Source organism: Pontimonas salivibrio, assembly GCF_002950575.1.
Lineage (GTDB): Bacteria > Actinomycetota > Actinomycetes > Actinomycetales > Microbacteriaceae > Pontimonas > Pontimonas salivibrio.
In genome coordinates, this window is record NZ_CP026923.1 from 505,264 (window position 1) to 516,030 (window position 10,767).

The window sequence follows — 10,767 nt, forward strand, 5'->3', positions numbered from 1 at the left end:
TTCCTAGCGCTCGCCCTTAGCGACATCAGCATAGAAGTGGTAGCTGGCTTTGGGGATGCGCTCCATCGACTCCGGGTGAACATAAACCAAACCAAACGTTTGGGTTCGCCCTTCCGCCCATTCCAAGTTGTCCAACAGTGACCACGCGCAGTAACCCTGGAGAGGCACACCGTCACTGATGGCCTCTGCTGCGGCACCAAGGTGCCCGGTGAGGTAAGAAATGCGATCAGGGTCATACACGTCACCGTCGATGACACGGTCGGCGTAGGCCGCACCATTTTCTGTCACCCACAACGGCACACCGGGAAGCGCAGCGGCAGTTTCCACCAGGGTGTCTCGTAATCCTTGGGGGTCCACTTCCCAGCCCATGGTGGTCAGTGGTCCGCGTGGGCGCAGGCTTGCCGGCGGACACGCCGGATACACCACGGTGTCTTGGCCGACGCCGGTGGCCTGGTCAGTGTCGCGGGGCAACCCCACACGAATGGGGGTGTAGTAGTTGACGCCCAACCAGGAAATGGGGGTCGCTGCGGCTTCTAAACCCTCATCGGTCACAAACGACCAGTCGGTGAGAATGTCGGTGGTGTCTCGGACCTCATCCGATATCCCACGACCGGCCAGTAGGTCGGTAAAGAGGGTGTTTTGTAGCCGGTCGATGTGGTCTCGGGCTTTTTCGGCACCCGGTTGATCCACGCGCACAGTGGTGAGGTTCAACACGATTCCGGGATTGCTCACTCCGGCATCGGTGAGGGCACCAATACCGTGACCGCTTGCCACCATGAGGCGGTAGGCGACCTCTAGTGCTTGGGTGCTGTTGACCACACCGGGGGCGTGGATACCGGCGGCGTAGCCCAAGAAGGCACTCACCCACGGTTCGTTCAAGGTGGCCATGTGGCTCACCCGGTCGCCGTAGCGCTCGCCTAAGGCGTGGCAGTAGTCGGCAAACCAACGGGGCATGTCGGGGTGTAGCCAACCGCCTTCGTCTTGCAAGCTTTGGGGTAAATCCCAGTGGTAGGCAGTCAGGAGTGGTTGAACACCGCGCTCTAACAGCGAATCGATCAGTCGGTCATAAAACCCTGCACCCGAGTGGGCGACTGTCCCGGTGCCGCCTGGCATAAACCGCGGCCAGGACACAGAGAAGCGGTAGGCGCCCACACCGAGTTCAGAAATAAGAGCCAGGTCTTCGTCGACCCGGTTTAGGTGATCACAGGCGGGATCGCCTGTGCTGCCATCGACGATGGCGCCAGGAATTTTGGCGAAGCGGTCCCAAATGGACTCCGAACGGGTACTACTGGAACCCTCAATCTGCCACGACGATGTTGCAACACCGAAGACGAAATCGTCGGGGAAACTCTCGCGGATTGTCCCGGGGGACTCACTGGCAACCATGGCGCCATGGTATCGAAGGGGGCGCGCCGTGTGTGGCCCGGAAACCGGATATCAGCCGAAACCGAACCCTTCGGCAGTGGCGGACTGTGATGGGTGGCTGTGGTGGATTGTGACTGGCGGTGATGGGCGGCAGGGCACCACGAAATGCTTCCGCGAGGCGAGTCAGTCACCGCCAGTCGGCCTTTGCTACGCTTAGGCAAAACTTCACACTGGGCCTCACGCCGTGCGAGAGAGTTGACTGCCCCGGCAGTCAACACCGAAGGAGCAAGCCTCCCCGCCAATCTCTCAGGTGCCATGTATCGCGCGGCTGGGCTACTCTGGAAAGCGGATTGGGTTCAATCCCGCCGACGGTGAAAGCGCTACCCGCGTGAAACTCTCAGGCCAATGACAGAGGGGGAGCCATCAGCGACATTCGTCGCGTCCGAATCCGGGAGGCTCCAGTGACTAGTAGGCACACACCCCTGCATCAGATTCATGAGCAGGCCGGTGCGAGCTTTACCGACTTTTCTGGGTGGTCTATGCCCGTTCGCTACAGCTCTGACCTCGCCGAACACCACGCGGTGCGCACCACAGCGGGGCTGTTCGACTTAAGCCACATGGCAGAAATTCGGGTAGTAGGCCGCGAGGCTGCTGCCGCGTTGGACTACGCCCTGTCTGGTCGACTCTCAGTGCTAGAAAACGGAGAGGCCAAATATTCACTCATCCTGAACGATCGCGCCGGCATCATCGACGACCTCGTCGTCTACTGCCTCGCACAAGACGACTACCTCATCGTCGCTAACGCGGGTAACCGCGACGAAGTGGTCGCCGAGTTGACCGCCCGGGTAGATCGCTTCGACGCCAGCGTGCGAGACGACACCGACCAGACCGTGATGGTGGCCGTTCAAGGCCCCGTGGCCAGGGAAGTACTTGATGCAGCGCCCGAGCTTCACCCCGACACTGAATTGTCGGACCTGGGCTACTACCGGATCACCTCCGCGGTGTTTCGCGCAGAATCCGTTGATACACCACTGTGGGTTGCCCGCACCGGTTACACCGGTGAAGACGGTTTTGAGCTCTACATCGACAAAGACCACGGTGCTGCCCTCTGGCAAGCATTAGTTGCTGCCGGAGTGGATTACGACCTGCAACTGTGTGGCCTCGCCGCACGTGACACCCTGCGCCTTGAAGCAGGAATGGCGCTGTATGGCAACGAATTACACCCCACTACGAAGCCCGCAGAGGCGCGCCTAGCCAGGGTTGTCGATAAAGAAAAAGACGACTTTGTGGGCAAAGCGTGGTTGGTGGAACACCCCGAGCCCTCCACACGGATCCTGGTGGGCCTGGTGGCCGAAGGCCGGCGTGCAGCCCGCGCCGGCTACCCGGTAGTGGACCCCGGAACGATGGACGTCGTCGGCCAGGTCACCTCCGGTGCGCTCTCGCCCACCCTTGGCTACCCCATTGCGATGGCGATGGTGGAGCGTGACTACAAAGACCTTGACACCGAATTACACCTCGACGTGCGCGGCCAGATGGTCCCCGCACGGGTGGTGGCCCTACCCTTCTATCGCCGACGAAAGGACTGACCCTCATGTCAGATGTTCCCTCCCACCTGCGCTACACCTCCGATCATGAATGGGTCCTGGCCGACGGTGACAGCCTGAAAATCGGCATCACCCGCTACGCCGCTGATGCCCTCGGTGACGTCGTCTACGTCGACCACCCCGCAGTGGGCAGCAGCGTCCAGGCCGGTGCGATTGTCGGGGAAGTGGAATCGACCAAATCGGTGGGAGAAATCTTTAGCCCCGTCACCGGCACAGTGGTCGAGACCAACCAGGCCGTAGTCGATGACCCTGAACTGATTAACCGTGACCCCTACGGCGAAGGCTGGCTGTTTCGTGTGGACACCCCAGACAGTCCAGACCTGATGGACGCCGACGCCTACACCGCACTGATTGGCCAGTAGATGACACAGCAACCTTTTTCCGCTCGCCACCTCGGAGTGGACGACTCCGCCGAAGCCCTCATGCTCCAAGCATTGGGCTTTGAAAGCCTCGATGAGTTGATGGACAAAGCAGTCCCCGCCCACCTGAGCCAGGGCGCACTCGAATCGATCATTCCGCCGCCGGCGAGTGAAGCGGAAGTGTTGCAGGAGCTTCGAGCGCTCGCCGATCACAACAACGCCCACCGGTCCATGTTGGGTATGGGGTATTACCCCAGCTACACCCCAAGCGTGGTGAAGAGAAACGTCTTTGAAAACCCCAGCTGGTATACCGCCTACACCCCCTACCAGCCAGAAATTTCCCAGGGCCGACTAGAAGCCCTGTTGAACTTCCAAACCATGGTCGGCGACCTCACCGGCCTGCCGGTCGCAAACGCCTCCATGTTGGATGAAGCCACCGCCGTCGCCGAAGCGATGCTGCTCGCGAGGCGAGCTTCTGGCGTCGCCGCCAACGTGTTCTTGGTCGACGTGGACACCCTGCCCCAAACCAAAGCCGTGCTGGCGGGCCGGGCGGAGCCACTGGGAATCGAGCTGGAGGAAACGGATTTTTCCGGTGAACTGCCCGAAGCGTTTGGTGCCATCGTGCAATACCCGGGAGCATCCGGTCGGGTATGGGACCCGCGAGGTGCCATCAGCCGGGTAAAGGACGCCGGCGGCCTCGCCGTGGTCGCCGCCGATTTGATGGCGCTGACTCTTCTCACCCCACCGGGGGAGATGTCCGCCGACATTGCGGTGGGAACCACGCAGCGTTTTGGTATTCCCCTGGGCTTTGGTGGCCCCCACGCCGGCTACCTCGCTGTTCGTGCAGGCTTAGAGCGCCAAATGCCGGGACGCCTGGTCGGTGTCTCGCAGGATCGCTTCGGTAACCCCGCCTACCGGCTGACCTTACAAACCCGCGAACAGCACATTCGCCGCGACCGGGCGACCAGCAACATTTGCACCGCACAGGTACTGCTTGCGGTAATGGCCGGAATGTTCGCCGTCTACCACGGCCCTGACGGGCTGCGCTCAATTGCCACGAGCATTGCCGCGCAAGCGGCAGGTTTTGCGAAGCGCCTGAAAGAGGCAGGATTTGACCTCGTCCACGACGAGTTTTTCGACACCATTCAGGTGCGCACCCCGGGTAAAGCCCACGACATTGTGCAGACGGCCTACACACACGGTCTGCTGATCCGAGCAGTCGACAGCGACACCGTGTCGCTGTCGTTCGATCAGACCACCGCCGAAGCCTCAGGCCGCGGGGTGGGGGCAGATGTTTTCGAGGCATTATCGGTGGCGTTTGGACTCACTGGTTACCGAGGCCAGCACGCTGAAGACAATGCGCTGCCGGCAGGCTTGAAGCGCACCACGAGTTACTTAGACCACCCGGTCTTTCACGTGCACCAGTCAGAAACCCAGATGATGCGCTACCTGAAATCCCTGGCGGATAAGGATTATGCGCTGGATCGCGGGATGATTCCACTGGGTAGTTGCACCATGAAACTCAACGCCGCCACCGAAATGGAAGCGGTCAGCTGGCCAGAATTTGCTGGACTACACCCGTTTGCCCCGGCAGACGATGTCGCCGGTTACATGGTGTTGATGTCGCATCTGGAAACCTGGTTGGCGGAGCTCACCGGCTACGACTCGGTGTCACTCCAACCCAACGCCGGCAGTCAAGGCGAATACGCCGGACTGCTCGCCATTCGCGGGTATCACCGCTCACGCGGTGATCACCACCGCACCATCTGTCTCATTCCCTCCAGCGCCCACGGCACCAACGCTGCCAGTGCGGTGTTGGCAGGAATGCAGGTGGTGGTGTTGGCCTGTAACGAACAGGGTGATGTCGACATAGACGACGTGAAAGCAAAAATCGCCGAACACGGTGAGAATCTGGCCGCACTGATGGTCACCTACCCCTCGACCCACGGTGTCTACGAACACGGCATCAACACCATCACCGACCTTGTCCATGAGGCAGGCGGTCAGGTCTACATCGATGGGGCCAACCTCAACGCCCTGGTTGGTTTCTCCCGCTACGGCGACATCGGGGGCGACGTGTCGCACCTGAACCTGCACAAAACCTTCTGCATCCCACACGGTGGGGGAGGCCCCGGGGTGGGACCAGTCGGTGCAAAAGCACACCTCGCCCCCTTCCTGCCCGGTCACCCGTTCGCCCAAACCACCGCCCACCCGCCCTTTGATGAGGGCAGCGGGCAGACAGGATCCTTCGTTCACCAGGGCCCAGCCGTATCGGCTGCGCCCTACGGCAGCCCCAGCATCCTGCCCATTAGTTGGGCTTATGTGCGGATGATGGGACCCGAGGGCCTGCGAAAAGCCACGGCACGAGCTGTCCTCGCCGCCAACTACATCGCCAGTCGACTGGCAGAGCACTACCCGGTGCTCTATGTCGGAGAAAACGGTCTCGTCGCCCACGAAGTGGTCCTCGATATCAGGCCCATCACCGCTGAGACCGGTGTGAGTGTGGACGATGTCGCCAAGCGCCTCATGGACTACGGCTTCCACGCCCCCACCATGTCCTTTCCGGTACCCGGAACCCTCATGGTGGAGCCCACCGAAAGTGAAGACCTCGGCGAGCTCGATCGTTTCATCGACGCGATGATTCGCATCCGCGAAGAATCGCGTGCGGTGAAAGACGGTGTGTGGCCAGCAGAGGATAACCCCTTGACTAACGCCCCCCACCCGGCAGCGGAAGCAATCAGCGACCTGTGGGAACACCCCTACTCGCGCACCCTGGCGACATATCCCGCCATCGGGGGAGTGGATAGTTCCCAACACGGGGCTGACCCACGGGTGATTAGCAAATACTGGATGCCGGTCGGCCGGGTCGACCAGGCCTATGGGGATCGAAACCTGGTCTGTGCGTGTCCGCCAATCGAAGCCTTTGCTGGAGCGGGAGTGTCGCCTGGCTAGAGAATGCCGAGCGTCCGGGCTTTTTCCACCGCTGCTGTTCGCTTGCTGGTACCGAGCTTGTCAAACACCTTGGAGAGCGAGGTTTTGACGGTGCTGGCGCTGAGGCGAAGCTGTCCAGCGATTTCTTTATTGCTATAGCCCCTCGCAGCAAGCCGCAGGCAGGTCAGTTCCCGGTCGGTCAAAAGCGGCAGGTCTGAATTGAGACGCTTATCGGCGTCTGCTAGACCGCTGATAAACGGCTCTGATTTAAACGCTAAGACCAGGGCTGAGTGGAAGTCTTTCGGGGTAATGACCGGGTGAAGCGGCTCGGTGGCCTCGATATCGAATAACTGAACCACCGCCCCAATGGGTGCACCGCGGTAGCCGTGGACGGGTTGAATCAAGACACTTTGTACCCACTCTTCTGGTTCTAAGTGGATGCCTGCTTTGGTGACCGCTTCGCGCATAGTCTCCACCGACCGCCTCACCGGCAAAACATCGTGAAAGTCCACAAACGGCGGTATCTGCTGCCAGACCGAGCGCCTTTCCACAAACCCGTGTTTTTTGGTGAGGCCGTAGCTTGCTAGCTCCACAAGCTCTGCCTCTCCAGAAATCATTCCCAAAGCCCCTGCTTTCGGGCCTGGAGAAAACACCGGGACGTGGACTAAGTAGCGCAGGAGTTCTTTGGGGCTGGGAGTTTCTGTGAGGAACTCCAGCATTTTGGACAGGCGTTCTGGGTCAGAAGAGATGTAGGGGGCAAGCCCTGACTGGCCGACAGTCTGGGCAGACCCGGCTTCTGCCGGCTCCCCGGACACAGACTTCTTCACCACAGCCAGGACGCTACTGACGCCACCTTCGGAGCACCTGGGTGGGACAGAGGATTAACCCAGCAAATGGGCTGGAAAAGGGTGGGATATGGGTAGTGGCTGAGGAGAGGTGGCAGGTACCTGCCCTGAGTGCTGGGTCGCACACGCCTTGTTTCGTTGGGCCAGTCGGGTGTTGCTGTGTGGTTGCACGGTGATCTGCATTAGTGGTTGGAAAAAGGGTCGAATTTGTCCGACCACGCCCCGCTGATCACCCGGGTTGGTAAACCTGAACACGTGGAAACTCTAGAGCTCACAAAGGGGCAATCTCCGGCTCCATTACGACCGCGACGGGGCGTAACCGCACTTGTCCTCACCATGTTGCTTGTGGGTTCGGCAATAGCGTGGGAGCCTCCTCCGGCTCGCGCTGCTTCCTCTGTGATCGAGGATTGTGGAGTGGTGGTCTCTCTGACTGATGGAGGCAGTGCGCTATCGACATCCACGTCCCCGCCTCAAATCGGGGTAATTGGAGAGAGTCCGAGCCACGCCGTCGTGGGTGAAGACGAAAATGGCGACTGCGTCGTCCAATTCATAGAAACGCAGACGATGTACGTAGAGATTCCGGCGGGGGTCACATCGGTTGACGCATTGATTGTCGCAGGAGGTGGAGGTGGTGCCTTCAGCGGGGGAGGTGCCGGGGGTCTGATTGACACGACGCGATCTGGTAGTCCATACCTGGTCGGTGATGCTGACGACAGTGGTTCGGTGGAATTGAGAGTGTTGGTGGGAGCGGGGGGGAACCCCGGTAGGGTCTCGTCGTTTGCATCGGGCGATTATGGTAGCCGTGGCGGGGAATCATTCCTTGAGAGAGAAACAGACGGTGGTGTTGTTAAGGCGACAGCTGTAGGTGGTGGAGGAGGAGTGTCCCGAAACTACAGTAACGACGGTGGCGGCTATATCTCCGGCGTGGGAGGGGGTTCCGGGAGTGGTGCAGTGGTCTGGACCACCCAAGGTAAGGCAGTGGCCGACCAACCAGGAGGCAGCGATACCGATGCCGGCTCCTTGGGGAACGCGGGTGGAGACGCACAGATTGGAAACACCTGCTCCTCCGCCCAGGGCGACATCACGGCGGTTGCAGGCGGCGGAGGTGGCGCCGGTACAGCGGGTAAAAAGGGTTGGAAGCCGGATTGTGATTTTGGTTCAGTCTCAGGGGAGGGGGGAGCCGGATTGTCCTCCTCGATCACAGGCGTCGACACTACGTTGGCGGCAGGTGGCGAACTGTCGGGCGGCAGTGTCTTCTACGCCGGAGGCGGCGCTGGAGGTCGTCAAAACGACTCCAAGACCGAACCAAATGTGGACGGTGGGATTGGTGGAGGTGGCGACACGACCTACCTCGGAAGCCATGTTGCCAGCCGCGACACCAACACAGGGGGTGGAGGTGGTGGAGTCGTGCTGGCGCCCGATGAAGTAGAGACCGACGTGTCTACTTCTTCGCAGACCGGATCAGCGGGAGATTCGGGAATCGTAGTCATTCGTTATTCCTTGCCGTCAGTCGCAATCGATCAGAGCGACTCAGATGTTGCTTTCGGGGAGACGTTGGGGCTGTCTGCCACTCTCGGACCTGGCGGTGGCTCCGTGGAGTGGTCTTCTGATGATGCAGCGTGCACTTTTGACAACACCTCCAGTTCGACTCCCACACTGACTCCGGCCTTTAATGCGGGTCAGTCCTGTGATGTGACCGTCAGTCAAACGGGCGGGAGTCAAGGCGACTCGCAAGACACAATCACCGTGTCAGTAGTGAAGGCAAATCAGGCGTCCCTAACGGTCACAAATTCCGGCGATATTGGTTTCGAGGGCTCTGTGGAGTTGGCGGTTACGGGTGGTTCGGGTGATGGGCTGGTGTCGTGGTCGGAGTCGTGTACAAATTTTGTTATCTCTGGGACAACTCTGTCGACCACGGCCGCTGTGAACACGACTTGCACCGTGACGGCGGAGAAGGCGTCGTCGACAAATTACAACTCGGCGACGGCAACCAAAGACTTCACTGTGGGTAAAGCATCTCCTGTGTTTGATAGTTATGACCCGGTGTCGGCGCAGGTGGGTAGTGCGGATGTGACGTTGGATGATCCGACTGTGCAGGTCAATGGTTCGGCGTTTACTGCTGGGTCTATTGGGTGGACGAGTGCGGATGACACGGTGGCGGATGTGACCGGTTCGACTCTGTCGTTTGAGTCAGTGGGCGAGACAACGCTCACCGCAACATTCACTCCAACGGATTCATCGAGTTATGAAACGGTGACCTTGGCGGTGACGGTCACCGTCACGGCTGTGCCACCCGCTCCCCGTGGTGGTAACGATGATGATGAGGCGACTCCTGTGCCAACAGCGGGGCCGACTGTGGGGCCTGCTGTTCCTGGTCGTCCGGGTGTTCCTGGTGGTGTTCCTGGCCGTCCCGGTGGTAACCCGGGTGGTGTGGTTAGTCCTGGTGTGACACCGGGTGGGGGGACACCTCCACCGCCGCCTGGGGGAACCTCCGGTAACCCGATCCCGCCGGAGCGTCCGGGAGCAACGATTGGTGGGCAACCAGTGCCGACAACGACCACGGCGTCTCCTGGGGGTCGTGGTGTGTCGGTGTCTGCTGGTGGTGTTGATGTGGGTGTTGACGTGCCAGATGGTGGTGATGGTGCTGGTGGGGTGATTGATCGTGGTGGGATTCCTGAACCGGTGGTGACTCCTGGGCAGGGCAAAACAGTGTCTGGTGCGGGTGCGGCACCAGGCAGTGTGGTGGATGTGTGGTTACCGGGTCGTGGGGGTAATGCTCCGACGAATATTGCGCAGATCCCTGTCGGTGCGGATGGGACGTTCTCGGCTGATGTGGACGTGTTTGCCGGTTCGGGCGAGCCGTTGCCGATTGGCCGCAATGTGGTCCAAATTGTGACGACGAATGCGGAGGGTGAGGACATTGTGGTGGATATGCCCTTCACGATTACTCAGGGAGAGCCCACCCCGGAAGTGTTGCGAGCAACCAATGAAACACCTAACGCCCCCGTAGTGGGTGTGGTGGCAACGAATAGGGGTGAACCAGAGCAGGTCACGATTGATAGTGAACCGACCCAGGGCAGTATTCGTGTCACTGCAGACGCCTGGGACTTCACGATTAGTGTGGACACGGCAACGAGCAGTGTTCAGGGTAGTGACACCACGACGACCATTGCGGCAACTAACACTACTGAGGTGACGGTGTCGGGTAGTGGGTTTATGGCTGATACCCGGGTGGATGTGTGGGCGTTTAGTACGCCGACATTGTTGGCGAGTGCGACGGTTACGACAGAGGGGACCGCGACGGTCACGGTTGAACTAGACCCCACCGTGTTGACCGGGGAGCACACCCTGCAACTCCAAGCCGTGGGTGATGATGGATACGTTCGAACCGCGAACCTGCCGGTGACGCTCACTGACACCCCGCCCACCACTACAAACACTGCCAACAGTTTGCTCTGGTGGACGGTGGGGTTGATCGCCCTGATTATCCTCGCTGCGGTGGTGACCACGTTGGTGATTCGTAGCCGGCAGTCCTAACACCACCACGGCTGGGGACAGCGGGTCTGACAACAACAAGACCACCTGAGCAAGACCCCCCAACACCGCTCACCTCAACAACGGTCACCTCGACACCGGTCACCTCGACAACGGTCACCTCAACAG

6 protein-coding genes and 1 riboswitch are annotated in these 10,767 nt (G+C 60.3%); of the genes, 4 read left to right on the forward strand and 2 right to left on the reverse strand.

Annotated elements, in window-relative coordinates; all coding sequences use genetic code 11:
- Positions 1–3: 3 nt before the first annotated feature.
- Entirely contained in the window at positions 4–1,386 is a 1,383-nt protein-coding gene (locus C3B54_RS02725) for a glycoside hydrolase family 1 protein (RefSeq protein ID WP_104913134.1), read from the reverse strand.
- A gap of 216 nt (positions 1,387–1,602) precedes the next feature.
- Positions 1,603–1,698: riboswitch (glycine riboswitch) on the forward strand.
- 128 nt (positions 1,699–1,826) lie between these two features.
- Here C3B54_RS02725 and gcvT point away from each other — a divergent pair.
- Genes gcvT through gcvP form a run of 3 tightly spaced genes read left to right on the forward strand, consistent with a single transcriptional unit; the run spans position 1,827 to position 6,280 of the window.
- On the forward strand, positions 1,827–2,951 hold the full coding sequence (gene gcvT / locus C3B54_RS02730; RefSeq protein ID WP_104914225.1) for a glycine cleavage system aminomethyltransferase GcvT: 1,125 nt from the start codon (positions 1,827–1,829) through the stop codon (positions 2,949–2,951).
- A 5-nt stretch (positions 2,952–2,956) separates the two neighbouring features.
- Positions 2,957–3,331 (forward strand): glycine cleavage system protein GcvH, encoded by a 375-nt coding sequence (gcvH, locus tag C3B54_RS02735; protein ID WP_104913135.1) that lies wholly within the window; start codon positions 2,957–2,959, stop codon positions 3,329–3,331.
- The gene (gene gcvP / locus C3B54_RS02740; protein WP_104913136.1) at positions 3,332–6,280 is read left to right on the forward strand and encodes an aminomethyl-transferring glycine dehydrogenase; all 2,949 of its coding nucleotides are present in this window, start codon (positions 3,332–3,334) and stop codon (positions 6,278–6,280) included. It abuts the gene before it with no gap.
- On the opposite strand, the gene C3B54_RS02745 is transcribed toward gcvP, so the two are convergent.
- On the reverse strand, positions 6,277–7,089 hold the full coding sequence (locus C3B54_RS02745) for a helix-turn-helix transcriptional regulator (RefSeq protein WP_104913137.1): 813 nt from the start codon (positions 7,087–7,089) through the stop codon (positions 6,277–6,279). The genes gcvP and C3B54_RS02745 overlap by 4 nt on opposite strands.
- A 579-nt stretch (positions 7,090–7,668) precedes the next feature.
- Between C3B54_RS02745 and C3B54_RS08980 the strand changes: the two genes are divergently transcribed.
- Positions 7,669–10,641 carry a glycine-rich domain-containing protein gene (locus C3B54_RS08980; RefSeq protein ID WP_342749549.1) on the forward strand — a complete coding sequence of 991 codons (2,973 nt, stop codon included), beginning with the start codon at positions 7,669–7,671 and terminating at the stop codon, positions 10,639–10,641.
- Positions 10,642–10,767 lie beyond the last annotated feature (126 nt).

Excerpts from the sequence above, each read along its gene's own strand:
- C3B54_RS02725 (WP_104913134.1), bottom strand. The coding sequence starts at position 1,386 with ATGGTTGCCAGTGAGTCCCCCGGGACAATCCGCGAGAGTTTCCCCGAC.
- gcvH (WP_104913135.1), top strand. The coding sequence starts at position 2,957 with ATGTCAGATGTTCCCTCCCACCTGCGCTACACCTCCGATCATGAATGG.
- gcvP (WP_104913136.1), top strand. The coding sequence starts at position 3,332 with ATGACACAGCAACCTTTTTCCGCTCGCCACCTCGGAGTGGACGACTCC.
- C3B54_RS08980 (WP_342749549.1), top strand. The coding sequence starts at position 7,669 with ATGTACGTAGAGATTCCGGCGGGGGTCACATCGGTTGACGCATTGATT.